Source organism: Nocardioides luteus (assembly GCF_000960475.2).
In the GTDB taxonomy this organism is placed as follows: Bacteria; Actinomycetota; Actinomycetes; order Propionibacteriales; family Nocardioidaceae; genus Nocardioides; species Nocardioides luteus_A.
Genome location: NZ_JZDQ02000002.1, coordinates 23,245 through 46,765 on the forward strand (window position 1 = coordinate 23,245; position 23,521 = coordinate 46,765).

Consider the following 23,521-nt stretch of genomic DNA (forward strand, 5'->3'; position numbering starts at 1 on the left):
GGCCGGCGACACGTTCTTCGTGGAGCTCGGTCGCGCCTGTAACACGTCGTTCGTAGGACTTCCCGGTCGTTCTAATAGGGCGAGTAGTCGTACGAACGACGTGTTACACGGGCAGCGGCTCGACCAGCGGCGGCTCAGGCCTTGATCGTGACCTTCTCCTCGACGTACGGCTGAGCCTCGACGGTCTCGGCGTCGGCGGCCTCGGCGTTCCGGGCCTTGCGCCGGGCGGCGAGGGCCTTGAAGGGCCAGGTGAGGAGCTGGTCGAGGGTGATCCGGCCGGGGGCGACCAGGCCGAGCACGAGAGCGGCGGCGCCGAGCGCGGCGGGGAGCTCCCAGCCGCCCTGGTCGACGAAGACCTCGGTGGTGCGGTGGGCGTACCAGATCGCGCCGGCCATCTGACCCGCCAGCAGCACCCCGGCGATCGGGGCGAACAGGCCGACGGCCAGCAGAGCGCCGCCGACGAGCTCGACATACGTCGCCACCTGAGCGGCGAGAGCCGGCTCCGGGACTCCCAGGCCGCCCAGGAACTGCTCGGTGCCGGCGAAGCCCTGGTCGTACTTCTGCCAGCCGTGCGCGACGAAGATCCCACCGACCACCGCACGGGCGGCGAGCAGCACGACGTCGTTGAAAAGTCCGGTGAAGGCGTTGCGCCCCACTCGACGACTCATGTCCGGTTCTCCTCTGGGTCAGGTCAGAACGAGCCGCACACGGTAGCGACCCCGGGACCCGCCCGTTACCACCCGGGGTTTCGCCTCACCCGAAGGGGAACTCTGCTACGACGTCGTAGACCGGACGCTTCCGCGGGCCCTCCCCGAGCCGGGAGTGGACCAGCGCGAAGGAGGAGACGGTCCAGGTTGGGCCACGGTACGCATCGAGCAGCCGCACCCAGTTGCTGAGCTCGACCGGCGTACCGGTCCGGGCGACCGTCAGGTGCGGCCGGAACCGCCCGCCGTCGACCTCGACCCCGGCCTTGACCAGCGCGTTCCTGGTCCCGGCCGCGACCCGGTCGAGCTCCTCGGCGGCATCGGTCTCGACGCCGGCGTAGAGGACCTTGCCCTCGGCCACGTTGGGGAAGGCGCCACCGCCGGTGACGGTCAGCTCGAAGGGCGTACGCCGCCCCGCGGCCGTCTCCAGCCGCTCGATCGCGTCATCGAGGGACCTGTCGGGGACGTGCTCGGCGAAGGCGAGCGTCAGATGGAGCTGGTCGGGCGCCGACCAGCGGAAGGCGGCCGCGTCGCGGCGTACGGACAGGAACTCGTCGAGATCTTCGATCACCGACTCCGGCGGGATCACCGCCACGAACATTCGATTCATCGACGCCCATTGTGCCCGGCGGCAGGGGCCGGGTCACCTGAGTTGCGTGCCGAGGAGGTCGCCGACGACGTAGGTCACCAGCATCGCCAGCAGACCGCCGGCGACGTTGCGCAGCGCGGCCCGGCCGGGTGGTGCGTAGCCGAGACGCGCGCTGGTCCAGCCGGTGATGGCGAGGGCGACGGTCACCGTGAGGACGGTCCCCCAGATGCGGGCGCCGTCCGGGAGAAGCATGATCGCCAGCAGGGGCAGCAGGGCGCCGAGGGTGAACGAGACCATCGATGCCCAGGCCGCCGACCAGGGTGAGGTGAGGTCGTCGACGTCGATGCCGAGCTCGAGCGCGGCATGGGCACGCAACGCGTCGCGGTCGGTGAGCTGCTCGGCGACCTCGGCGGCGGTCTCGGGCGCCAGCCCCCGCTCGCGCAGGAAACCCTCCAGCTCGCGCAGCTCCTCCTCGGGCATCTCGCGCAGCTCGCGCCGCTCCTTGGCGATCAGCGACTCCTCGGTGTCGCGCTGGGTGGAGACCGAGACGTACTCCCCCGCTGCCATGCTGATCGCGCCCGCCACCAGAGCCGCCACGCCCGCGATCAGGACAGCGGTCGTGTCCGTGGTCGCACCGGCGACACCCATCACGACACCGGCGGTGGAGACGATGCCGTCGTTCGCGCCGAGGACACCCGCCCGCAGCCAGTTGAGCCGGTTCTTCAGGCCGTCGGCCCGCTCCTCGGCGTCCCCGTGCCCCACATGGGCACCGTCACTGGGGAGCGTCACTGCTCGCCTTGCCTGGAACCGGCTCCTGCGGGTGCTCGCAGAAGGTGACCGGGCCGCTCTCGCCGCCGTGGTACTCGTAGGTCTTCCCCGCCGCCTCGAGCACCACGCGGACGCCGTCGGTCAGGACCATCGTGTACATCTTCCCGGGCTCGGGGCAGCCCAGGCTGCCGTCACGCCAGGTCACCTTGTCGTTCGAGACGACGGTGATCTCCTCGCTCTTCACCCCCTGACGCTTGGCCAGGTCGGCGATCGCGGCAGCGACCTTCGGGTCCTCGGCGGGCGTCGGGCTGGACGTTGTGGGCACGTCAGACACGTTAGCGCCTGGGTCGGTCGCCTCGGAGCCACATCCGGCCAGCAACGGGCCCAGCAACGGGCCGAGCAGCACCGCCAGAACGTACGCCGCGGGGCGGATCCTGCGCTGGTCGGTGCCGGTGCTGTTCTGAGTGGGGGTCATGACCTCGAGTACGTGTGCCGTCCGGCGTTCGTTGCGCATCCTCAGCTCTCGAACCGGGTCGCACGCTCTCGGGTGACCCCGCCGCCGCGGCCCGCGTCGGCCGCGCTGTCCCAGCTGTAGACCTCGGTCCCGGTGATGAAGACGCGCTCGGCGCGGTGGTCGGTGTCGAGCGGGTCACCGGACCAGATGACCAAGTCGCCGTCGAGCCCCGGCGCGATCGCGCCGACCCGGTCGTCGAGGCCGAGGAAGCTCGCCGGATTGGTGGTGATCGCGGCCAGGGCGGTGTCGCGCGGGAGGCCGTCGCGTACGGCGAAGGAGGCCTGGTGGACCAGGAAGTTGATCGGGATGACCGGGTGGTCGGTGGTGATCGCCACCCGCACCCCGGCGGCGGCCATCGCGGCGATGTTGCGATTGGCGCGGTTGCGCACCTCCACCTTCGAGCGGCTCACGAACATCGGGCCGTAGATGACCGGGACGTCCTTCTCGGCGAGCACGTCGGCGAGGAGATGGCCCTCGGTGCCGTGGTTGATCACGAGGCGGTAGCCGAACTCCTCGCTCAGCCGGATGGCGGTCGCGATGTCGTCGGCGCGGTGGGTGTGCTGGTCCCAGGCGAGCTCGCCGGCGAGGACCCGGGCGAGCGTCTCCTTGCCGAGATCGCGCTCGAACGGCTCGCCCTTCCCCTCGGCGGAGGCCTTTCTGTCGGCGTAGTTCTGCGCCTCGACGAAGGCCTTCCGGATGATGTTGGCGACGCCGAGACGGGTCGACGGGGTCTTCTTCTGCTCGCCGTAGACGCGCTTGGGGTTCTCGCCGAGGGCGCTCTTGACCGAGACCGAGTCGGAGATGACCTGCTCGTCGACGGTACGCCCGCCCCAGGTCTTGATCGCGACCGTCTGGCCGCCGATCGGGTTGCCGGATCCGGGCTTGATCACCGCCGTGGTCACGCCGCCGGCGAGAGCGTCGCGGAAGCCCTCGTCCTCGATGTTGATCGCGTCGATCGCCCGCAGGGCCGCGCCGTCAGGGTCGGTCATCTCGTTGGTGTCGCTGCCTGCCCAGCCTTCGCCCTCCTCGTGGGTTCCGATGTGGCCGTGGCCCTCGACGAACCCGGGAAGCAGCCACTTGCCGTCCGCGTCGATGGTGTCGATGCCGTCGGGGATCGCGACGTCGGCTCCCACCGCGGTGATCACCCCGTCCTCGATCACGACCGTGCCGTTCTCGATCGGCTCGCCCGAGATCGGGACGACGTAGGCATGGGTGATGGCAACCGAGGAGCGCTGAGTCATGGCGTCATCATGCCGGGCTTCGTCCATCTGTCGAGGTGTTTGCCGTCGAGGCTGCCGGCAGTGGTTCGGTCAGTCCGACTCGAGCAGCTGTGCCAAGCGAGGAAGTACGGCGTCGCGCCAGCCCGGCCCCATGTTGTCGAAGGCGAACCGGTGCTGGGGGTCGTCGAGGTCGAAGCCGGAGTGCTCGAGGATCAGGCGGGTGCCCCTGCCCTCGGCGACCAGGCGCCACGTCAGGGTCCAGTCGGCGAAGGTGTAGACGAGCAGCTCGGGTTCGCGGACCTCGAGCACCTCTGCGGGTTGCGGGCCCCAGGTCGGCATCTGGAGGTGGAAGCGGTGTCCGACCTCCGGCCTGATGTCGCTCGGGGCCCACCAGCGTCCGAGCAGGTCCGGCTGGGTGAGGGCCGCCCAGACCCGCTCCGGCGGACGGGCGATGAACTGGTCGACGGTGACGGTCTCGGTCTTCTTCTCGATGTTCTTCTCGGTCATGACTGGGGCTCCTCCTCGAGGATGTCGGCAAGGGTGGAGAGCCGCTCACGCCAGTAGGTCTCGAACGGACTCAGCCAGGCGCCGACCTCCGTCAGCGGACCCGCATCGATCTCGTAGCGGCGTTCGCGACCGCGGACCTCCTCGCGCACGAGGCCGGCGCGGCGTAGGACCTGGAGATGCTCGGACACCGCCGGCCGACTGAGGTCGAACTGGTCAGCCAGAGCGCCGGCATTGCGCGGGGACTCCATGAGCAGCTCGAGCACTCTGCGGCGTACGGGATTGGCGAGTGCGGCGAACACATCCGTTTCGGTCACGGCACCATCATGTCGGATATTTCCGACATGTCAACTTTTTCCGACATGTCGGAAGAGGGCTGCGTAGGCGCGGGCGGCGGTGGCCAGCTCGGCGACCTCGACGCTCTCGTCGGGACGATGCGCCTGCTCGGCGACGGAGCCGGGGCCGAGCACGACGACCGGAATCCCTCTAGCCGCGACGAAGCCGCCGTCGCAGGCGGCGGTCCAGCCGGTAGGGCTGGATGTGGGTGCGCCGGCTGACGCCAACGCGGCGGCCACGTTGTCGACGATCGGATCGTCGACAGGCGTCTCGAACCCGGGCATGTCCATGGTCAACCGTACGTCGAGAGTGAGGCCGCGGGCGGCGAGGCCGAGTGCCTGCAGACGGCTCTCGACCTCCTTCCGTACGTCCCCTGCGGACTCACCCGGGAGCAGGCGGCGGTCGGCGGTGATCCGGCAGTGGGCGGCGACCGTGGAGGTCGCCTGCCCGCCCTCGATGGTGCCGACGCTCCAAGTGGCCGGGCCGCACAGCGGGTGCGGGCTCGCGGCCAGCTCGTCGTGCCAGGCTTCGATCTCGGCGATCACGTGGGCCATCCCGTGGATGGCGTTACGGCCGTCGGACGGGTTGCCGGAGTGAGCCGCCAAGCCGGTGAGGGTGATCTCCAGGTAGGCGTCGCCGCGCGCGGCGATCACGGGCTGGAGACCGGTAGGCTCGACGACCAGGCAGGCCGAGTGGCTATTTGTCGATAAATCGCGGACGAAGCGGCGGATGCCGAGGCCGAGCTCCTCCTCGTCGACGAGGACGGCGAGCGTGATCGGTGGCTGATCGACGGTGTTGTCGACTGCGGACAATGCGACAATCGCCGCCGCCAGGCCGCCCTTGGTATCCGCGCTGCCGCGCCCGTGCAGCCGCCCGTCGCGTACGTCACCGGAGAACGGGTCACCGCTCCAGCCGTCACCGGGCGGCACCACATCGGAGTGGCTCACGACCAGGAGGCCAGGCCCGGGACCGCCTCCGACCCGCGCGACCAGGTTGGCGCGGCCGGGCGCGACCTCGTCGAGGGTCACCTCGAAACCGCGCCGGCGGCACTCCTCGGCGAGCACCGCGACCGTCGCGGCCTCCTCTCCCGGCGGGTTCTGGCCGCGGGCGCGTACCAGCCGCTGGGCGAGCGCGACGACCTCGCCGGGATCGACCGACGCGCCCGTCAACGCGCCTCCCGGCCGAGACGGTCCACCGCCCGCCGCAGCCGGGCGACGCCCTCGGCGATCCGCTCGGGCGGGGTGGAGGCGAAGCAGAGGCGCATCGAGTGCGGGAAGTGCCCACCGGGCGAGAACGCGTTGCCCGGGATCAGCGCGACCCCCTCGGCCAGCGCGACCTCGAAGAGTGCGGTGGTGTCGACGGGCGGGTCGAAGGTGACCCAGAGGAAGAAGCCGCCGTCTGGATCCGTCCACGTCGCGAGGCCGTCGAAGTGCTCGGTCAGCGCCGCGCGCATCGCCTCCTTCCGCTCCTTGTAGACAATCCTCTGACCGGCCACGTGGGCATCGAACCCGCCCGAGTCGAGGAACCCGGCGAGCTGCCGCTGCGCCGGGAGGTTGGTGCAGGTGTCCATCGCCTGCTTGGCGTTGATCAGCAGCTGCCCCAGCGACGGGTCGGCGTCGACCCAGCCGACCCGCAGCCCCGGGGCCACGGTCTTGGAGAAGGTGCGCACCGAGAAAACCAGCGGGTCGCCCTCGGCCAGCTCGTGCAGTGTCGGCAGCGGGTCGCCGGAGAACCGGAGCAGCCCGTAGGGGTCGTCGTCGATCAGGATCGAGCCCCACTCCCGGGCGAGCTCGACGAGCCGGACCCGGCGCTCCAACGACAGGGTCGCACCCGACGGGTTCTGGAAGGTCGGGATGGCGTAGATCGACTTCGGGAGGCGGCCGGTGCGGCGTACCTCTGCCTCGAGCCGCTCCACGTCGAGCCCCTCCTCGTCGACCGGGATCTCGAGGAGCTCGGCGGAGTAGGAGAGCGCGGTCGCGCTGCCGTTGGTGTAGGTCGGGGCCTCGACGACGACCAGGTCGCCGGGGTCGGTGAAGAGCTTGTGGACGAGGTCGAGGCCCTGCATCCCGCCGGAGGTGATCGTCAACCGCTCGGAGGTGGTCTCGTCGCTGGTGCCGGCCAGCTGGGCCAGCAGCGCCTCGCGGAGCATCGGGTCGCCCTCGGTGGCGGCGTAGTCGAAGGCGTGCGGCTCCAGCGGCACCTCGGCCAGCGCGGCGGCCGGGATCGAGTCCTGAGCCGGGCTGCCCATGGCCAGGCGGACGATGTCGTGGGTCTGCTCGGCCAGCAGCGACGTACTCGAGTCGATCACCGAGCCGACCAGGTGCTCGCTGCGCGCTGCCAGGGGCAGCCGGGCTTCCGTGCGGATTGTCGACATTCGACACTCCCTCCTTGGTGGACTACTCGTTGACGATCAGCTGACGCGGCATCGAGGTCAGCGGCTCGGGCAGGTGCTCGGTGACCAGGACCGACTCGGAGAGCTCGTAGGCCCAGCCGTCCATCCACATTCCGAGGATCACGTGGAAGGCCATCCCGGGCTCGAGAACCGTCTCCTCGCCCGCCCGGAGGCTGACCGTCCGCTCGCCCCAGTCGGGCGGGAAGCCGACCCCGATCGAGTAGCCGATCCGGGACTCCTTGGTGAGGCCGTGGGCGGCGATCACCCGCGTGAAGGCCGCATGGACGTCGGCCCCGGCCGCCCCCGGCTTCATCGAGCCGAGCGCCGCCTCCATGCCCTCGGCGGTCGCCGCGGCGCAGTCGAGGAGCTTGGCCGACGGCGGCCCGAGGCAGACGGTGCGGGCGAGCGGGGCGTGGTAGCGGTTGCGTACGCCGGCGAGCTCGATCGTGGTCGCCTCACCGCGGCGCAGGACCCTGTCGGTCCAGGTCAGGTGGGGTGTGTCGGCGCTGTCGCCGGTCGGCAGCAGCGGCACCAGCGCCGGGTAGTCGCCACCGACCCCGCCGACGCTGACCGTCTGCGCGGCCTGGATGTCGGCGACCACGTCGCACTCCCGCCGCCCCGAGCGCAGCCCCGCGAGGGCCGCCGTCATCGCCCGCTCGGCGACCTGGCCCGCAGCCCGCATCTCGTCCTGCTCGGCCGGCGACTTCACCACGCGCACCCAGTTGACCAGCTCCTCGCTGTCGACGATCCGGGCATGAAGGAGGGCCCGCTGCACGGCCAGGAAGCCGCGCACCGGCAGATGGTGGGCGTCCAGCTCCATCGCCACGACTTCGTCAGGATTGTCGACAAATAGATTGAGCTCCCGGGCGAGGGCGGCGATGTGGTCGTAGGGATGGACGTCGGGCCGGTGGACCAGCTCCTCCGGATAGGCGTGGATCCGGTCCTCCGGCAGCACCGCCGTGTGCCGGGCCCCGTGCGCGTCCATCGCCCGCAGGAACAGGTGCGGCTGCCCCCGAGCGGGCACCACCGCGCACTGCGGCACGTAGAACGACCAGGCGTTGTAGCCGGTCAGGTAGTAGAGGTTCGCCGGGTCCGCGACCACCAGCGCCGACCAGCCCCGCTCCACCATCCGCTGCTGCACCTTCTCCAGCCGCTCCGCGAACTCCTCGGGGCCGAAGACGCTCACCACATCCACACCGTTCCCGCCACCCGATCATCGTGACCGAGCCCGCTGATTGTTGACAATAGACAAACCGAAGATTTCGAACGCTCGTAGCGTCACCGAAACACCGACCGCCCCCAGACGGCCGTGCGCCTGGGGGCGGTCGTGTGTGTCCGCGTGACTACTTGATCTTGAACAGCGCGGTGATGGTGGAGCCATCGTTGCTGGTCATCGTGGCGGCGTAGCAGCTGCCAGCACCTGTCGGCGTCTTCCAGTTCTGGACGAACTGGCCCGCAGTGGTGTCGAAGCGGAGGCTTGTCCCGCCGGTGGTCAGCAGCTCGATCGCGTCCTCGACGCCTGTGGCGCTGGTGCAGCTGATCTTCTGTGTCTTGAAGCCGGTCACGGCAGAAGTGCTCGTCAGCTCGGTCGGCCCGGCGAACAGCTCGAACTTGAGCGGGACGGTGCTGCCGCCCTTGACGGTGTTCAAGACTCCACCCATGTCGACCGGGGCGTTGTACCCCTTGGTGGTCCACGCGAGCACGGTGTAGTTCAGGGTCGCCGTGGCGGTGTTGCCCGCGTTGTCGGTCGCGGTCGCGGTGTAGGAGTGGGCGCCGACCGAGGTGCCGCCACCGGTGACCTCGCAGGAGGCGAGGCCGGACAGAGCGTCCGAAGCGTCACAGGTGGGGGCGGCAGGGTCGTTGCCGTAGTAGTAGCTGGCTCCCGGTCCACCGACGAGCGCCACTACCGGGGCTGTCTTGTCGATGTCGATGTCGGGCACGGTGTCGGTCGCCGTGTTGCCGGCCCAGTCCGTCGCCGTCCCTGTCACAGACTGGTCCTCGCCCTCGCCGAGGGCGGTGTCACCCACGCAGGTGTCGATACCGGACCCGCCGGCGTCCGCACAGGTGAACGTCACGGCGACGTCCTGCCTGTACCAGCCGTTGTCGCCGTCCGGCGTGCTGGGGCTGAGCGTGTGACCGATGGTCGGGTTCCCGGTGTCGACGATGGTGTAGGTCGCCGTGGCGGTGTCGGCTGCGAGCCCACCCTTGTCGATGTGGTCACAGGTGGCCGTCTGGGTGCCGAGGCCGTGGGACAGCGTGCCGTTGACGACAGCCGCCACCGTGCTGTTGCCGTCCTCGGCATCGGTGACCTCACACGACGGACTCGGCTCCGAGCCGATCTCGTAGCTCGCACCGTCGGTGACACCGCTGACCGACACGCTCGGTGCGGTGTTGGGCGGTGGCGGTGGTGCGATGACGCGCAGCGTCCAGTTCGCGCGGTTTTCGTAGGACCCGACGCCGGCGTCGCTGATGCTGCTGACGTTGATGTGGTGGTCACCGGCGACCACGGAGCTGAAGGTCACCGGCTGGTAGGCGTTACACGCGGTAAACGTCAACGACGTCCTGCTCGCCGTCACGTCGGCCGGCACGCTCAAGGTCAGTGTGGCCGGTGTCGCGTCGCTGGCGTTACAACCGGCTTGCCCGTCTGAACCGACACCGGTGGCATTGATCTTGTAGCCGATCGTCGTCGTACCGCCGGTCGTGATGGTGTTGTCACCAGCGGTGACATCGACGTCGTTCACCACGTTGTCCGCGAAGGCGACGCCAGGCAACGCCATCGCTCCGAAGGCCGCCAGCGCGACGACGATCGTCCCCTTGCGTGACCACTTTCCGTATCCCAGCATGTGCTGTCCCCTCCCGGATGCTCGGATCGAACCCTCTGATGGTCCAACCCCCGGGCGAAGGTAGGCGCGGGCTGACGACGCGCGTGCCGATGGCGCAAGGAGCGTCCCCCATTTGAGGCATGGTCCCGATCGGGCGCGCCCATCGACGCCTCGGCGACCTGGCGGGCACCGGACCCCGCAACGCCGAGGGGCGGCCCCGCTGTCGGGGCCGCCCCTCGGACGTACGACTTGTATCAGGCTTGTATCAGGCTCAGAAGCCGAGATCGCGGCCGATGAGCTCCTTCATGATCTCGTTGGAGCCGGCCCAGATCTTGGTGACGCGGGCGTCGCGCCAGGCGCGAGCGACGCGGTACTCGTTCATGAAGCCGTAGCCGCCGTGGATCTGGACGCAGTGGTCGAGGACCTCGGACTGCGCCTGCGAGGACCACCACTTGGCCTTGGACGCCTCGACCGGGCTGAGCTCGCCGCGGGCGTGGGCGGCGACGCACTTGTCGACGTACGCCTCGGCGACCTCGATCTGGGTGACCAGCTCGGCGAGCAGGAACTTGTTGTGCTGGAAGGCGCCGATGGACTGGCCGAAGGCCTTGCGGTCCTTGGCGTACTGGACGGTCTCGAGCAGGATCTGCTTGGCCTGCGCGATGTTGGCGACCGCGCACGAGACGCGCTCCTGCGGGAGCTCCTCCATCATGTGGATGAAGCCGCGGTTGAGCTCGCCGATGATCTCGGCGTCGGTGACGCGTACGTTCTCGAAGAAGAGCTCGGCGGTGTCGGACTCCTCCATGCCGACCTTGTCGAGCTTGCGGCCGCGCGAGAAGCCCTCCTTGGTCGCCTCGATCGCGAAGAGGGTGATGCCCTTGGCGCCCTTCTCCGGGTCGGTGCGGACCGCGGTGATGACCAGGTCGCAGGAGTAGCCGTTGGTGATGAAGGTCTTGGAGCCGTTGATGACCCACTCGTCGCCGTCGCGGACCGCGGTGGTCTTCAGCGCGGCCAGGTCGGAGCCGCCGGAGGGCTCGGTCATGCCGATGGCGAGCAGGATCTCGCCGGAGGCCACGCCCGGCAGCCAGCGCTGCTTCTGCTCCTCGGTGCCGAGGCGGACCAGGTAGGGAGCGGTGATGTCGGAGTGGATGCCGACGCAGGTCGGGTAGGCCGCGCCGATCTTGGCGAGCTCCTCGGCGAGGACCGCGTTGAAGCGGAAGTCGTCGGCTCCTGCGCCGCCGTACTCCTCCGGGATCGCGAGACCGAGGAAGCCGTTCTCGCCAGCCTCCAGCCAGAACTCGCGGGGCAGCGCCTTGTCGGCGATGTGCTTGTCGGTGTGGGGCTTGACCGAACGCTCCAGCCACTGCTGGACGGAGGCTCGGAAGTCCTCGTGGTCTTCCTCATAGTGGTCGCGCTTCAGCATGCCTCGGAGTCTACGACGCACTGGTTACTCAGTGGTAACCCCTCTCAGGATTCAGTCGAGATCAGTCCTGCCGGATGCGGACCGGCGTACGCCACGCCACCACCAGCAGGGGCACCGAGACGGCCAGGCCGACGAGGAAGACGACGTGCAGCGCCGGCGCGAGGACATCGGGAGGCAGCGCCTCCAGCGGCGGCACCTCTCCCCCGGCGTACTCGCTCCTGACCAGCCCGTTCGCAACCGCACCGAAGAGCGCGACGCCGAGCGCCGAGCCGACCGAGCGGGCGAACATGTTGGACCCGGTGGCCACCCCGCGCACCTCCCAGTCGACCGCCGACCCGGCGGCGACGACACCGGGGTTGACCGACCAGCCGAAGCCGAGACCGAGCACGAAGCACGGGATCGCCAGGTGCCAGAACGACGAGCTCTCCCCGACCGTCGCCAGCACGGCCCCGCCGAGGAGGACGAGCAGCGCCCCGAGCCCGACGGCGGTCCGGAACCCGCGGGACAGGTAGATCCGGCCGGCCGTGGCCGCGGCGATCGGCCAGCCGATGCTCATCCCGGCGAGCGCGAACCCGGCCACCAGCGCAGAGTGTCCGAGCACGCTCTGGGCGTAGAGCGGGACGTACGTCGTCAGTCCGAGCATCACCACGCCGACGATCAGGCTGGCGGCGTTGGCCGGCGCCAGGACGCGGTGGCTGAGCACCCAGGGCGGCAGCACCGGGTCGGCGGCGCGGCGCTCGACGAACGCGAACGCGACCAGCGCCCCGAGCCCGAGCGCGAAGATCGCCAACGAGACCGGCGAGGCCCATCCCCACGCGTGCCCACCCTCGAGCAGCCCGAGCAGGAGTGCGATCCCGCCGACGGTCAGCAGTCCGGCGCCGGCCCAGTCGATGGCCTGGGGGTCGGCGGCCGGCCGGCGGTCCTCACGGAAGTGCCGCAGCAGCCACAGCGCGACCGCACCGACCGGCAGGTTGATGAGGAAGATCAGCCGCCAGTCGAGATAGTCGGCGAACACGCCGCCGAGCGTCGGGCCGACGATGGCGGCGGTGGCCCAGACCGAGGCGACGTACGACGTCGCGACCGCCCGCTCCTCCAGCGTGTAGATGTCGGAGACGATCGTCATCGCCATCGGCTGGATCGCCCCGGCGCCGATGCCCTGGATGGCCCGGAAGACGATCAGCGCGGTCAGCGACCACGCCACGCCGCACAGCAGCGACCCGACCAGGAACGCGACGATTCCGGCGATCATCACCGGCTTGCGCCCGAGCCGGTCGGCGACCTTGGCGTACAGCGGCGTGGTCACCGCGGTGGCCAGCACGTAGATCGAGAAGAGCCACGGGAACTGCTCGAACCCGCCGAGGTCCTTGACCACGCTCGGCACCGCGGTCGCCAGGATCGTCATGTCGATCGCGACCAGGCTCAGCGACACCATCACCGCGAGCAGGATCGGCCCGCGTTCGCTACGAAGTCCTACCGAGCTGCGTGTGGGTCTGGTCGTCGAGGTGGACACATTAGTTAGCAATCCTCACGACCACGTATTCATTCCGGGGAGTCACTTCTCCAGCTCGGCCAGATCGAAGACCTCGCCAGGCGCAGGATCCTCGACATGGAACGCCTTGTCGAAGTCGGAGAAGGTGAGCTCGCCGGAGCTGCCCTGGGTCCACTTCACGATCCGGTGGGGCTCGGAGGCCAGGACGTACGTCCGGCTCTCGGTCTCGCCATGGGTGACATCGAGGCGCACGGCGGGGCCGTCGGCGGCCATGGCCGGGCCGATCGCCTGGGCCTCGGCCTCGGCCGGGACCATCTGGGCGGTGAGGCTGTCGATGCTGCAGAAGGCGCGGAGGCTGGCCAGCTCGCCCTCGAGCTTGACCCACTTGTCGCCGACCCGCTTGGCGATGCGCTCGCCCTCCCCCTTGTTCGGCGCAATCGACTTCCAGAACTCCTCGTCGGCCTGGTACCAGGCCGAGCCGGCGATGGAGCGCAGCGAGATCTCGCCGTCGCCGATGCTGACCTTGCCGACGCAGGCGTCCTCGGCGGAGACGTCGAGGTCGACGGTGATCTTGGTGCTCTCCGAGTCGAGCACGTCTCCCTCGACATGGACGGTGTCGATGTCATGCATCGCGGCGCGGGCGTCCTCGGCGATCTGGTTGCCCGGCTCCTTCGCGTAGTCGCGTGCCTGGGACAGGGTTCCCGCCTCCTCGCCACAGCCGGCGAGAGCGCTGGTCAGCGCGACGATGAGGGCGGTCCTGAGCACGGCATGGCGAAACACGCGGCCTATCGTGACAGAAATTACCCGGGGGTCAACGCGAGAGGGCCTGTACGTCGGCAACCCACTCCGGCACCAGCTTGCCGGCCGGCCCATGACGGGCGTCGTCGAAGAGGTGCGAGGTCTCGGACGGGTCCAGGTTGAGCTCGAGGGTCTTGGCCCCGGACCCGGCGGCCATGCGTACGAAACCGGCGGCCGGGTAGACCGCGCCGCTGGTGCCGATGGCGACGAAGAGGTCGGCCCGGACGAGTGCGTGCTCGATCAGGTCGAGGTCGTAGGGCATCTCGCCGAACCACACCACGTCGGGCCTCAGCGTGTCGTTGCCGCAGCCCGGGCAGGCCGGACCGTCGCCGAGGTCGTCGTCCCAGGCGAACCGGCCCTGGCAGGAGTCGCAGAGGGCGGAGAGCAGCTCGCCGTGCATGTGCACGACCCGGCGGGAGCCGGCTCGTTCATGGAGGTCGTCGACGTTCTGCGTGACCACCAGCAGCTCGTCACCGAGGACCTGCTCGAGCCGGGCCAGCGCGATGTGGGCCGGGTTGGGCGTCACGGTCCGCAGCTCCCGGCGGCGGTCGTCGTAGAACCGGTGGACCGTCGCGGGATCACGATGGAACGCCTCCGGCGTGGCCACGTCGTCGACATGGTGGCCCTGCCAGAGCCCATCGGCATCCCGGAAGGTCGCGAGACCGCTCTCGGCGGAGATCCCGGCTCCGGTGAGCACGACAACTTTCACAAGCATTCAGGCTAGCGAGGTTGACGAAACATCCGCTGCCCCCGAACCACCGTTTTGGTCACTCGATCGGTATTTGTGATCGAACCGACGCCCGCACGAGGCCGCTCGGCGAAGGTATGGACTTTTACTGTAAAGGACCCTTACTGTAATTCGGTTCCTACAGTTCCCCACTCGGGAGGTCCCATGCTGACCAGACGATCTGTACTAGCCGCCACCTCTGCCGCGTTCACCGTGCCGCTCCTCGGCGGGACTTCATGGCAGGCCCAGGCGATGCGCCCCCAGGCCGCGCAGGGCTCGCAGGGCGCTCAGGCCGCCGCGATTCGGCTCCGCTTCGTCAACCGCACCGGGGCGTACGACAACGCCTCGATCCACTTCTACATCGTCGGCACCGACCTGGCGACGGGTCAGCAGTCGCGGGTCACGCCCGAGGGGACGCTCGCGCCGGTCTCCCTCGCCGACAACGGCACCGACGGCTACGCGGACTACGCGATCCCGTTCTCGGGCAGCGGCGACACGCTCTCCCAGATCCCTGCCGACATGTCCGGCCGGATCTACTTCTCGCTCGGCGACAAGCTGAAGTTCAAGGTCAACGAGGGCAACGCGCTCGCCTACCCGGCGGCCTGGGTCGAGTCCGACCCCAGCTACGGCGTGCTGCACGACTGCGTCGAGTTCACCTACAAGAGCGGCCGGATCTACTGCAACACGACCATGGTCGACATGTTCAGCGTCCCGCTCTCGATCGCGCTGACCGGCGAGCAGTCGCCGACCACCGGCACGCTCGTCGATGGCGGCCGCGCGAAGATCTTCTCCGCGGTCTCGGCCTCCCCCGACTTCGGCTCCCTCGTGGTCGACGACCGCCGGATCATCGCGCCGGGACACGGGCTGGACGCCGGGAGGTTCTCCACGACCTTCTTCGACTCCTACATCGACCAGGTGTGGTCGAAGTACGCCGGCGAGCCCCTCGTCGTGAAGGCGAACAACGCCACGTTCACCGGCAGGGTCAGCGGCGACCAGCTCGTCTTCGACGGCGAGGTCAAGGCGTTCAGCCGGCCCTCGACCCGGGACGTGCTCTTCTGCGACGGCGCGCTGGCCGCACCCAACGACGGCGTCACCGGTCCCGTCGCCGCCGTGCTCGGCGCCGGCTTCAACCGGACCACGCTGCTCGCCTCCGCCAACCAGCCCACCGGCGACCCGGGCGGGTTCTACCAGGGCTCGCCGGTCCATGCGTACAGCAGGGCGATGCACGAGAACACCGTCGACGGGAGGGCCTACGGGTTCGCCTTCGACGACGTCGGCGGCTTCGCCTCGTACGTCGAGGACAACGCCTCCGAGATGACGGTGACGCTGACCCCGTTCTGACCTGCTTCTCCCCTCTTTCGGGGAAGGTCGGCACGGCACGTCCGGCACGCCACGAGGACCCGTACGGTCACCCCATGACCTACGTCGTCCTCGTGGCGTGGCTCGTCCAGGCCGCGGTCGGAGTCCTGCTGCTGACGAGCTGGGTCGGGCGCGGCCGGACTCCGCCGCGCACCGTCGTCACGCACGTGGCCGCCTCCGTCCTCGGCGTCGCCTCCTTCATCGCGTACGTCCTGACCGACGGGGTCCTGTGGGCGTGGGCTGCCTTCGTCCTCATCACGATCGGCAACGCCTTCGGCGACATGATGCTGCTGCGGCGGGTGCGAGCGATGGGCGGCAGCCACCTCTCGACGATCAACGCCTACAAGGCCGCGCTCCGCTCGATGTTCAAGGGCCGGCTGCCGCTCCGGGTCAGCTTCCATGCGGTGTTCGCCGGGGTGGTCTACTTCTCCACGCTGGCCGTCTGCATCGTCGAGACCGTCGGGTAGTCATTTGGCCGTGCGGCGTACGGCCGCGGTCGGGATACTGAGCCCATGGGTGCGGGTGGCGCGGTTCTGATCATCGTCGTCGGCGCCGTCCTGCTGTTCTTCGTGGCGGTCGCGGTGGCCCTGCTGGTGGCGGCAGCCGTGGTGCGGCTGTCCGGGAAGAACGCGAAGCCGCTGGCCTGGTCCGGCGTCGCCGTGCTCGCGGTGCCGGTGCTGTTCGTCGCCACCCTCGTCGTGTGGGCCCAGATCGTCCGCGACCCCGACACCATCGAGCTCGACCTGCGCGAGCCGATCCAGCTCTCCAGCCTGCCCGAGGACAACGAGGAGTTCCCCGGGATGCGCGACTACGACAGCGACCACGTCGACCTGGTGCTGCCCGACGGCGAGCGATTCCAGGCCGAGGTCGACGGGGTCCTGGTCTGGTCCGACGACGGGTACGTCACCCGGGTCACCTTCGACCGGCGGGCCCGCCAGGAGGGCGAGGCCGAGACCCTCGGCGCCACCTGGGAGGCCGAGCTGGGCGGCTCCGGAACCGTCGAGGTCCAGCCCGACTACTCCACCTTCGGCCGGGTCCGCGGCGAGGTGCTCACGGGATCGACGCCGTGAGCACCCCACCCCGGCTGCAGCGGGTTCAGCCGACCTGGGCCCGGAGCCTGGCCCGGGCCAGGGCCCGCGGTGCGGTCTCGGGGAGAAGACACAGGCAGATCAGCGAGAGCGCGCAGGTCGCGGCCAGGTAGTAACCGACGTACGTCGCCTCGCCCGTGCCCGCGATGATCCGGTTGGCGATCAGCGGTGAGATGCCGCCACCCAGCACGGCGCCGACGTGGAAGGAGACGCCCATGCCCGACTGACGCTGGTCGCGCGGGAAGAGCTCGGTGAAGAAGGTGTACATCGGTCCGAACAGGACTCCGGTGGTGGTGAACCCGATGATCATCGCGGAGGCGACACCGGCGACGCTGCCCGCCTCGGCGAGATGGAAGATCACCAGCGCGGACGCGATGGAGCCGATGGCACCGGCCATCATCACCGGGCGGCGGCCGAGCCGGTCGGCAGCCCAGGCGGAGAGTACGTTGGCGACCGCGTGCATCACCAGCGCGGCGATGCTGGCGTTCACGATGGGCTGACGCGGCAGGCCGAGGCCCTCGGGAGCGGCGGCGGTGGCGTAGGAGAGCATGAAGGTGGCCAGGGCGAAGGTGCTCGAGTTCAGGCCGATGTTGACGCCGGCGGCGAGCACGACCCGACGCCAGTTGGTCTTGAGGACGGCGAAGACCGGGAGCTGGTTCTTCAGCGTCTCGCCCTCCTCACGCATCATCTGCTGGAAGACCGGGCTCTCCGAGACACCACGGCGGATCCAGATGCCGAGGAACAGCACGACGCCGCCGATGAGGAACGGGATCCGCCAGCCCCAGCTCGCGACGCTGGCCGCCGGAAGGAGCAGCACGGCCGCGAAGGCGAGGTTGGCCAGGATCGACCCGACCGGCGAGCCGAGCGCCACGAAGACGCCGTAGCGGGCGCGCTTGTCGTCGGGGGCGTGCTCGATCGCGAGCACCGCAGCGCCGCCGGTCTCACCTCCGCGGCACAGCCCGTGCACCATGCGGAGCAGGACCAGCAGGATCGGCGCGGCGACCCCGATCTGGGCGTAGGTGGGCAGCATGCCCATCACCATCGTGGCGACGCCCATGCCGATGAACGTCATCAGCAGCGCGGACTTGCGGCCGAACCGGTCGCCGACCCAGCCGAAGACGACAGCGCCCACCGGCGCCATCAGGAAGCCGATGGCGAAGGTCGCCAGGCCCATGAAGGTGCTGAACCAGGGGTTGCTCGTGCGGAAGAAGGTGTCGGTGAAGACGAGTGCGGTGGCGGTGCCGTAGATGGCGAAGTCGTAGAACTCCAGAGATGTTCCGACGCCGCTGGCGAAGGCGAGGCGGGCGACGCCGCCGCGGGTGGAGGTCAGATCCGATGTGTCGGTGTCGACGCGGGATGTCGTGGTCATGACTGTCCTGTCGTTAGGGCGCGAGGGGCGAATCCTTCCCCGACCGCACGACATCGTGCATCGGCGGAGATTCTCCGACCCTCGCGGGGGGTGGTCCCACGCTAGGAACCATGGCGTCGGGGCTCCATTGGCATTGACCGCAGCCCGTTGAGGATTTCCCCTACCGCCGATGGCGTCAATAGAGCTCGATGACGAGCTTCGGGCTCTTCGCCCGGGAGACGCACAGCGCCATCTGGTCGCCGGCGTCCTTGTCGGCTGCGGAGAGACAGTTGTCCCGATGGTCGGGGACGCCGTCGAGGACACCGGAGACGCACGAGCCGCAGATGCCCTCCTCGCACGACGTGAACACGTCGATGCCGTTGTCGGTCAGCACCGACAGGATCGAGCGGTCGGCGGGGATCTCGAAGGACTCCCCGGTGTCGAGCTCGACGGTGAACGAGCTGTCGGCGGAGGTGTCGATCTCGGCCGCCTCGAAGTGCTCGACATGGACGTTGCGCTCACCGACGACGGGCGCGGCGACCGCGGTCACCTGCTCCATGAAGCCGGCGGGACCACAGGTGTAGACGTGGCTGCTCGTCGTCGCCGTCTCGAGCGCGTCGCGCACCAGCGGGACCTGGTCGGCGCGGGGGACGCCCAGGTGGATGTCGACGCGGTCGGCGAAGCCGGCGGTCTCGAGCAGGTCCAGGAAGGCGGCGTCCTCGCGCGACCGGGCGAAGTAGACCAGCCGGAACTCCTCGCCACGCCCGTGCAGCTCGTAGGCGAGGCTCAGCATCGGGGTGATCCCGATGCCTCCGGCGACGAGCAGGTGATGGTCGGCACCGTCGACGACGGAGACGAGATTGCGCGGTTCGCCGATGGTGAGGACGTCGCCCTCGCCCACCTGGTGCAACGCCGCGCTGCCGCCGCGCGAGTCGGGCTCGAGCTTGACCGCGATCAGCTGCGACCCGCTCTCGGACGGCGGGCTGCACAGCGAGTACTGGCGCAGGACGCCGGTCGGGCCGACCACGTCGACGTGGGCTCCGGCTCGGTAAGGCTCGAACGGCCGGCCGTCCTCACGGACGAGCCGCAGCGTACGGATGTGCGGGGCCTCCACCCCGATCTGGGTGACCCGCACCTTGATGTCGGTCATCGATCTGCTCCTCTGGGTGGTGATCAGCGCACGTAGAGGCCACCGTTGGCGTCCCAGCACGCTCCGGTCACCGAGGCCGCGCCCGGCGAGGCCAGCAGCGCGACGATCTCGGCGATGAACTTTGGGCTGCCGAGCCTGCCCACGGGGATGGTCTCCGCGAACCGGTCGACGTTGTCCTCGCCGACGATGCGGCGTACGACGGGGAGGTCGAGCGGGCCGGGCGAGACGGCGTTGACCGTCACCCCGGCGCTCGCGAGCTCGCGCGCGAACACCTTCGTGGCCGCGAGCACCGCGCCCTTGGAGGAGGCGTAGTGCCCGCCGGTGGCGGTGCCGCCGTTCTGACCCGCGAGGGAGCCGAGGTTCACGATCCGGCCGTAGCCGGCCGCGGCCATCTGCTTCCCGAAGACCTGGCAGGCGGCGAAGGTGCCGCCGAGGTTGACCGCCATCACCGAGGCGAGCTCCTCGGACGAGATCTCCAGCAGCGGGGTGGCCTGGGTCCGGGCGGCGTTGTTCACCAGGACGTGGACGCCTCCCCAGCTCTCCAGCAGCGCGGCCAGCAGACCCTCGATGGCGTCACGGTCGGTGACGTCGAGGCCGTACGCCCGGGCGCTCTCGCCCGCAGGGTCCAGCCCGTCCGCGACCGACGCGGCGGCCGCGCCGTCGATGTCGACGACGGCCACGCGGTGCCCGATCCCGTGCAGGTGGGCGGCGATCACCGCACCGAGGCCGTTGCCCGCACCGGTGACGACCGCCACGGGCCGCTCGCAGGGCCGGTCGTCGGGACCGGCCGTCACAGCAGGAACCCAGCAGCCGGAACGGCGGCCTCGCTGTCGACCAGACGCACGACCTTGCGCACGATCAGGTCCTCGGCGGCGGTGGCACCCAACCGGATCCGGTACTCGACGTCGCCCGCCCACAGGTCATGCCGGCCACGCTTGTACGCCACCAGCACCTGCGAGGCACGCAGCACGACCTCGGCGTCGGAGACCTCGACGGGCAGGAACCGGGAGACCGTGCGGGCGGTCGTCGCCGAGTCGACGGCGGCGATGGCGTAGCCCTCGGTCATCCGGGTGACGCGCATCCCGCGCATGCGGGCGTCGTCGTAGACCATGTTGAGCGTGTTGTCGAAGTCGGTCGTGTCGGGATCGATCGGGATGACGTAGTGCCCGTCCTCGGCGTAGAGGGCGTTCCACGCCTCGTACTCCTTGCGGTCGAGCAGGTCGGCCTCCCGCCAGGCCAGCTCGATCCCGCGCAGCACGCGTGGGTCCGTCAGGGACGGGGCGGCGGTGTGGGTGAGGGTCTCAGTCATCGCTCATCATCTGCTTCCACTGGGCGTACGCAGCGCGCATCCCGGTCTCGTCGGTGACATGGGAGGTCGTCCAGCCTTCGGGGCTCGGCTTCTCCCGGGCCGCGCCACGGTTGACCAGGATCGGCATCTCGGGCGCACCCTGTGCGCCCCGCTGGACCCGGTCCCAGCCCTCGGCGTCGTCGGGCGTGCCGAAGCCGAAGGGTCCCTGGAAGTGCTCGTGCACCCGCAGCCGGGCGCGGTTCACCGGGCCGACGACCTCGTCGGGGCCGTCGGGCCCGATCGCGACGTGCTCGATGACGGTCCTGTCGACCGAGATCGGCCGCAGGACCCGGAAGAAGGCCGCGGACATGGAGACGTTCGGGAAGAGGTTGAGGTTGAACCCCGTGCCGTGCATGGCCAGGACGACCTTGCGGATCGCCGAGTCGGACAGGTTGGCCGCACGCAGGTCGGCGATCAGCTCGTCGAACCGGTCCTGGAGCTTCTCGGTGCCGTCGTCGGCATCGAGGTCGGAGTGCTCGGGCACCATCTGGGCGACGCTGTGACCGTTGCCGAGGTCGTGGGTGACCGCCTCGGGGTCGGTCATGAACGACATCATGTCGGCGGTCTCGGCGTCGACCGACGCCATCCAGGAGCGGTGCACGATCGGGAAGTGGTAGCCGTCGGTGGTGTTCTCCAGCTGGATCTTCCAGTTGCCGCCGAAGGTGAACTGGTGGGTGCCGAGCACCTTGATCGGGTAGCCGCCGCCCTGCTTCATGAAGCGGTCGATCCACAGCTTCACGTCGCCGAGGAACTCCTCGAGCGGCTCGATGTCCTCGTCGAGGGTGGCGAAGACCATGCCGCCGTAGGACTCGGTGCGCAGCCGCTTGAGGGAGAGCTCGCTCTTGTCGATGACGCCCTCGTAGCCCTCCGGGTAGGGGATGCCGCGCAGCTTGCCGTCGAGGCTGTAGGACCAGGCGTGGTAGGGGCAGGTGAAGCCGTTCGCCTCGCCGGTCCGCTTCTCGCACAGGCTCGCCCCGCGGTGCCGGCAGCGGTTGACGAGGGTGTGGATCGCACCCTTGCGGTCCCGCGAGACGATGACCGGCTGCCGGCCGACGTACGTCGACTTGAAGCTGCCGGGGTTGGGCAGCTCGCTCTCGTGCGCGACCCAGATCCAGGTGTGCTCGAAGATGCGGGTCATCTCCAGCTCGAAGATCTCGGGGTCGGTGTACATCCGGCCGGCGACCCGGTCGTCCTGGACCAGGTCGGCGGGCGCGAGGTCGTACACGTTGGATGCGGTGATCTCGATGGTCATCTCAGTTCGCCTCCACGGGCTCGTAGGAGCGCGGGGTCAGGGCTCTGCCCATCCGCGCCTCGACCTTGGCGTAACGCCAGAGCTTGAAGCCGCCCTCGCCCACCGCGATGGTGCGGAACAGGTTGCAGGCGGCCCGGACGGTCTCCTGGCTGTCGACGTCGGCCAGCAGGTAGCAGGTCCACGGCCAGGAGTCGGAGGGGCCGACCATGTGCGCGTCGTCGTCGATGTCCCCGATGAAGTCGACGCCCGGCAGCGCCTTGATGCCGTCCATCATCTCGACGAAGGCCCGCCAGACGTCGTCGACGGTGACGCCGGCGCTGGGCAGATCGAAGAAGTTCTGGTTGATACCGATGCAGAACAGGACGCGGAGTGGTGTCGGATCACTCATCGGGTCTCCTTGGGGTGGCGGGACGGGCGGCTGGTCACATGAATCCGGGGACGGTCGGCTCCTGGCCGAGCAGCACCGCGCCGGCGGCGTCGAACATCGACGGCCCCAGGAAGGCGTGCACCTGGGGCACCTCGGCGTCCCGGCGCATCCGCTGCAGGGGGTGCCGGTTGGCGATGGTGCCGGTGCCGGAGATGGTGCAGAGGTCACCGACGACGCGGGCCGCGGTGGAGGCCGCGTGGGTGGCGGAGAGCCGGATCCGCGCGTGCTGCTCCGGCCGTACGTCGTCACCGGCGAGGACGGTGCTCCAGACCTCCTCGGCCACCTCGTGGAAGAAGGCGCGCGCCGAACGGAGCGCGGCATAGCTCTCGGCGTACGACGTGCGGTAGTAGGCGCGGGCGGCCAGCGGCGGTGCTCCGGTCACGCCGGTGCGCGAGCCTGCCTCCTGGGCGAACTCGAGGGCGGCCCGGGCGACACCCAGGCCGACCGCGGCGTGGACCTGGGCCTGGTAGCCGATGGTCGGGTAGCGGTAGAGCGGCTCGTCGACGGTCGGCGCTCCGCCACGGATGAAGGTCCACTCGCGGGCGACCTCGACCTCCTTGACGACCAGGTCGAACGAGCCCGACGCTCGCATCCCGGCGACGTCCCAGTCCTGCACGATCTCGACCTGGTCGGGTCGCAGCAGGGCGCTCCGGGGCTTGCCGCCGGACGTGTCGTCGCCGGGGATGCCGACGCCGAGCACGTCGGCGCCCATGCAGCCGCTGGCGAACTTCCAGCGTCCGTCGACGACGAAGCCACGCTCGGTGGGGGTGACGGGCTGGACCGGGAAGAGCCCGCCGGCGAAGACGACGTCGGGGCCGTCCGCATAGAGCTCGGCCTGGGTCTCCAGCGGAAGGGCCGCCAGGTAGGTGAGGGCCGAACCGAAGGCCGCGACCCATCCGGTCGAGCCGTCGACGGCAGAGATCCGCTCGACCACCTCGAGGAAGTCGGCGGGGGCCATCGGCTCGCCGCCGAACATCCGCGGGGTCGAGCTCCGGTAGATCCCGACCTGCTTGAGCCGCTCGACGAAGTCACGGGGCACGTAGCTCTGCTCGTGGAACTCACCGCGTCGCTCGGCCAGCTCCGACAGGACGTCCTCCAGGGTGAGGGGCGCGCCGGTCGTCTCCGGCTGGATCTCCTGGGTCTGGGCCATGTCGGCTCCTCTGCGTCGGGTCGGATGTGGGGGATCGGCCGGACGCCGGCCGCCGGGATCGACGCTATGAGGCTCCCCGCGTGGCGGGAATTGGGAATGCCCGGCCCGGATGAGGG

The 23,521-nt window shown here is 69.9% G+C and carries 25 protein-coding genes; 3 read left to right on the forward strand and 22 right to left on the reverse strand.

Annotation, left to right across the window (positions count from 1 at the left end):
- Positions 1 to 134: 134 nt before the first annotated feature.
- The 15 genes from UG56_RS01425 to UG56_RS01495 all read right to left on the reverse strand — a co-directional run bounded on the left by UG56_RS01425 (position 135) and on the right by UG56_RS01495 (position 14,271).
- Positions 135 to 668 (reverse strand): DoxX family protein, encoded by a 534-nt coding sequence (locus UG56_RS01425; protein ID WP_084100298.1) that lies wholly within the window; start codon positions 666 to 668, stop codon positions 135 to 137.
- Positions 669 to 753: 85 nt separating this feature from the next.
- The gene (gene thpR / locus UG56_RS01430) at positions 754 to 1,314 is read right to left on the reverse strand and encodes an RNA 2',3'-cyclic phosphodiesterase (RefSeq protein WP_045547441.1); all 561 of its coding nucleotides are present in this window, start codon (positions 1,312 to 1,314) and stop codon (positions 754 to 756) included.
- Between the two features lie 33 nt (positions 1,315 to 1,347).
- On the reverse strand, positions 1,348 to 2,082 hold the full coding sequence (locus UG56_RS01435; RefSeq protein WP_218145102.1) for a VIT1/CCC1 transporter family protein: 735 nt from the start codon (positions 2,080 to 2,082) through the stop codon (positions 1,348 to 1,350).
- Entirely contained in the window at positions 2,066 to 2,536 is a 471-nt protein-coding gene (locus UG56_RS01440) for a hypothetical protein (RefSeq protein ID WP_143054864.1), read from the reverse strand. Before UG56_RS01440 ends, UG56_RS01435 begins: the two co-directional genes overlap by 17 nt.
- A 41-nt stretch (positions 2,537 to 2,577) precedes the next feature.
- Positions 2,578 to 3,816 (reverse strand): amidohydrolase, encoded by a 1,239-nt coding sequence (locus tag UG56_RS01445; protein ID WP_045547443.1) that lies wholly within the window; start codon positions 3,814 to 3,816, stop codon positions 2,578 to 2,580.
- Positions 3,817 to 3,885: 69 nt separating this feature from the next.
- Positions 3,886 to 4,302: an SRPBCC family protein gene (locus tag UG56_RS01450; protein ID WP_045547444.1), complete on the reverse strand. Its 417-nt coding sequence runs from the start codon at positions 4,300 to 4,302 to the stop codon at positions 3,886 to 3,888.
- A complete protein-coding gene (locus UG56_RS01455) occupies positions 4,299 to 4,616 on the reverse strand; it encodes an ArsR/SmtB family transcription factor (protein WP_045547445.1) in 318 nt (105 codons plus the stop codon). The genes UG56_RS01450 and UG56_RS01455 overlap by 4 nt, the downstream gene beginning before the upstream one ends.
- Positions 4,617 to 4,646: 30 nt before the next feature.
- Positions 4,647 to 5,804, reverse strand: a complete 1,158-nt coding sequence (locus tag UG56_RS01460) for a M20 family metallopeptidase (protein ID WP_045547446.1) — start codon at positions 5,802 to 5,804, stop codon at positions 4,647 to 4,649.
- On the reverse strand, positions 5,801 to 7,009 hold the full coding sequence (locus UG56_RS01465; protein WP_045547447.1) for an aminotransferase-like domain-containing protein: 1,209 nt from the start codon (positions 7,007 to 7,009) through the stop codon (positions 5,801 to 5,803). The genes UG56_RS01460 and UG56_RS01465 overlap by 4 nt, the downstream gene beginning before the upstream one ends.
- Positions 7,010 to 7,031: 22 nt before the next feature.
- On the reverse strand, positions 7,032 to 8,213 hold the full coding sequence (locus UG56_RS01470) for a M24 family metallopeptidase (protein WP_256206382.1): 1,182 nt from the start codon (positions 8,211 to 8,213) through the stop codon (positions 7,032 to 7,034).
- A 157-nt stretch (positions 8,214 to 8,370) separates the two neighbouring features.
- The gene (locus UG56_RS01475) at positions 8,371 to 9,870 is read right to left on the reverse strand and encodes a PxKF domain-containing protein (protein WP_045547449.1); all 1,500 of its coding nucleotides are present in this window, start codon (positions 9,868 to 9,870) and stop codon (positions 8,371 to 8,373) included.
- Between the two features lie 250 nt (positions 9,871 to 10,120).
- Positions 10,121 to 11,269, reverse strand: a complete 1,149-nt coding sequence (locus UG56_RS01480; RefSeq protein ID WP_371264370.1) for an acyl-CoA dehydrogenase family protein — start codon at positions 11,267 to 11,269, stop codon at positions 10,121 to 10,123.
- A 61-nt stretch (positions 11,270 to 11,330) separates the two neighbouring features.
- Positions 11,331 to 12,779 carry an MDR family MFS transporter gene (locus UG56_RS01485; protein ID WP_045547450.1) on the reverse strand — a complete coding sequence of 483 codons (1,449 nt, stop codon included), beginning with the start codon at positions 12,777 to 12,779 and terminating at the stop codon, positions 11,331 to 11,333.
- Between the two features lie 42 nt (positions 12,780 to 12,821).
- Entirely contained in the window at positions 12,822 to 13,538 is a 717-nt protein-coding gene (locus UG56_RS01490; protein WP_143054865.1) for a hypothetical protein, read from the reverse strand.
- Positions 13,539 to 13,569: 31 nt separating this feature from the next.
- A complete protein-coding gene (locus UG56_RS01495; protein ID WP_045547452.1) occupies positions 13,570 to 14,271 on the reverse strand; it encodes an NAD-dependent deacylase in 702 nt (233 codons plus the stop codon).
- Positions 14,272 to 14,448: 177 nt separating this feature from the next.
- Between UG56_RS01495 and UG56_RS01500 the strand changes: the two genes are divergently transcribed.
- The 3 genes from UG56_RS01500 (at position 14,449) to UG56_RS01510 (ending at position 16,712) form a co-directional block, all read left to right on the forward strand.
- Entirely contained in the window at positions 14,449 to 15,624 is a 1,176-nt protein-coding gene (locus tag UG56_RS01500) for a beta-1,3-glucanase family protein (RefSeq protein WP_045547453.1), read from the forward strand.
- A gap of 74 nt (positions 15,625 to 15,698) precedes the next feature.
- The gene (locus UG56_RS01505) at positions 15,699 to 16,109 is read left to right on the forward strand and encodes a hypothetical protein (RefSeq protein ID WP_045547454.1); all 411 of its coding nucleotides are present in this window, start codon (positions 15,699 to 15,701) and stop codon (positions 16,107 to 16,109) included.
- 45 nt (positions 16,110 to 16,154) lie between these two features.
- Positions 16,155 to 16,712 (forward strand): hypothetical protein, encoded by a 558-nt coding sequence (locus UG56_RS01510; RefSeq protein ID WP_045547455.1) that lies wholly within the window; start codon positions 16,155 to 16,157, stop codon positions 16,710 to 16,712.
- Between the two features lie 25 nt (positions 16,713 to 16,737).
- Here the strand turns inward: UG56_RS01510 and UG56_RS01515 are convergent, their stop codons facing one another.
- The 7 genes from UG56_RS01515 to UG56_RS01545 all read right to left on the reverse strand — a co-directional run bounded on the left by UG56_RS01515 (position 16,738) and on the right by UG56_RS01545 (position 23,405).
- Positions 16,738 to 18,099, reverse strand: a complete 1,362-nt coding sequence (locus tag UG56_RS01515) for an MFS transporter (RefSeq protein WP_052693234.1) — start codon at positions 18,097 to 18,099, stop codon at positions 16,738 to 16,740.
- Between the two features lie 175 nt (positions 18,100 to 18,274).
- Positions 18,275 to 19,228, reverse strand: a complete 954-nt coding sequence (locus tag UG56_RS01520; protein WP_045547456.1) for a PDR/VanB family oxidoreductase — start codon at positions 19,226 to 19,228, stop codon at positions 18,275 to 18,277.
- Between the two features lie 23 nt (positions 19,229 to 19,251).
- Complete coding sequence (locus UG56_RS01525) at positions 19,252 to 20,022, reverse strand: SDR family NAD(P)-dependent oxidoreductase (protein ID WP_218145103.1); 771 nt, start codon at positions 20,020 to 20,022, stop codon at positions 19,252 to 19,254.
- Positions 20,019 to 20,537, reverse strand: coding sequence for an aromatic-ring-hydroxylating dioxygenase subunit beta (locus UG56_RS01530; RefSeq protein ID WP_045547457.1), 519 nt, complete (start codon positions 20,535 to 20,537; stop codon positions 20,019 to 20,021). Before UG56_RS01530 ends, UG56_RS01525 begins: the two co-directional genes overlap by 4 nt.
- Positions 20,530 to 21,828, reverse strand: coding sequence for an aromatic ring-hydroxylating oxygenase subunit alpha (locus tag UG56_RS01535; RefSeq protein ID WP_045547458.1), 1,299 nt, complete (start codon positions 21,826 to 21,828; stop codon positions 20,530 to 20,532). The genes UG56_RS01530 and UG56_RS01535 overlap by 8 nt, the downstream gene beginning before the upstream one ends.
- Position 21,829: 1 nt before the next feature.
- Positions 21,830 to 22,216: a hypothetical protein gene (locus UG56_RS01540; RefSeq protein ID WP_045547459.1), complete on the reverse strand. Its 387-nt coding sequence runs from the start codon at positions 22,214 to 22,216 to the stop codon at positions 21,830 to 21,832.
- A gap of 34 nt (positions 22,217 to 22,250) precedes the next feature.
- Positions 22,251 to 23,405 (reverse strand): acyl-CoA dehydrogenase family protein, encoded by a 1,155-nt coding sequence (locus UG56_RS01545; protein ID WP_045547460.1) that lies wholly within the window; start codon positions 23,403 to 23,405, stop codon positions 22,251 to 22,253.
- Positions 23,406 to 23,521 lie beyond the last annotated feature (116 nt).

Excerpts from the sequence above, each read along its gene's own strand:
- UG56_RS01425 (WP_084100298.1), bottom strand. The coding sequence starts at position 668 with ATGAGTCGTCGAGTGGGGCGCAACGCCTTCACCGGACTTTTCAACGAC.
- thpR (WP_045547441.1), bottom strand. The coding sequence starts at position 1,314 with ATGAATCGAATGTTCGTGGCGGTGATCCCGCCGGAGTCGGTGATCGAA.
- UG56_RS01440 (WP_143054864.1), bottom strand. The coding sequence starts at position 2,536 with ATGACCCCCACTCAGAACAGCACCGGCACCGACCAGCGCAGGATCCGC.
- UG56_RS01445 (WP_045547443.1), bottom strand. The coding sequence starts at position 3,816 with ATGACTCAGCGCTCCTCGGTTGCCATCACCCATGCCTACGTCGTCCCG.
- UG56_RS01450 (WP_045547444.1), bottom strand. The coding sequence starts at position 4,302 with ATGACCGAGAAGAACATCGAGAAGAAGACCGAGACCGTCACCGTCGAC.
- UG56_RS01465 (WP_045547447.1), bottom strand. The coding sequence starts at position 7,009 with ATGTCGACAATCCGCACGGAAGCCCGGCTGCCCCTGGCAGCGCGCAGC.
- UG56_RS01475 (WP_045547449.1), bottom strand. The coding sequence starts at position 9,870 with ATGCTGGGATACGGAAAGTGGTCACGCAAGGGGACGATCGTCGTCGCG.
- UG56_RS01480 (WP_371264370.1), bottom strand. The coding sequence starts at position 11,269 with ATGCTGAAGCGCGACCACTATGAGGAAGACCACGAGGACTTCCGAGCC.
- UG56_RS01495 (WP_045547452.1), bottom strand. The coding sequence starts at position 14,271 with ATGCTTGTGAAAGTTGTCGTGCTCACCGGAGCCGGGATCTCCGCCGAG.
- UG56_RS01500 (WP_045547453.1), top strand. The coding sequence starts at position 14,449 with ATGCTGACCAGACGATCTGTACTAGCCGCCACCTCTGCCGCGTTCACC.
- UG56_RS01505 (WP_045547454.1), top strand. The coding sequence starts at position 15,699 with ATGACCTACGTCGTCCTCGTGGCGTGGCTCGTCCAGGCCGCGGTCGGA.
- UG56_RS01510 (WP_045547455.1), top strand. The coding sequence starts at position 16,155 with ATGGGTGCGGGTGGCGCGGTTCTGATCATCGTCGTCGGCGCCGTCCTG.
- UG56_RS01515 (WP_052693234.1), bottom strand. The coding sequence starts at position 18,099 with ATGACCACGACATCCCGCGTCGACACCGACACATCGGATCTGACCTCC.
- UG56_RS01520 (WP_045547456.1), bottom strand. The coding sequence starts at position 19,228 with ATGACCGACATCAAGGTGCGGGTCACCCAGATCGGGGTGGAGGCCCCG.
- UG56_RS01530 (WP_045547457.1), bottom strand. The coding sequence starts at position 20,537 with ATGACTGAGACCCTCACCCACACCGCCGCCCCGTCCCTGACGGACCCA.
- UG56_RS01535 (WP_045547458.1), bottom strand. The coding sequence starts at position 21,828 with ATGACCATCGAGATCACCGCATCCAACGTGTACGACCTCGCGCCCGCC.
- UG56_RS01540 (WP_045547459.1), bottom strand. The coding sequence starts at position 22,216 with ATGAGTGATCCGACACCACTCCGCGTCCTGTTCTGCATCGGTATCAAC.
- UG56_RS01545 (WP_045547460.1), bottom strand. The coding sequence starts at position 23,405 with ATGGCCCAGACCCAGGAGATCCAGCCGGAGACGACCGGCGCGCCCCTC.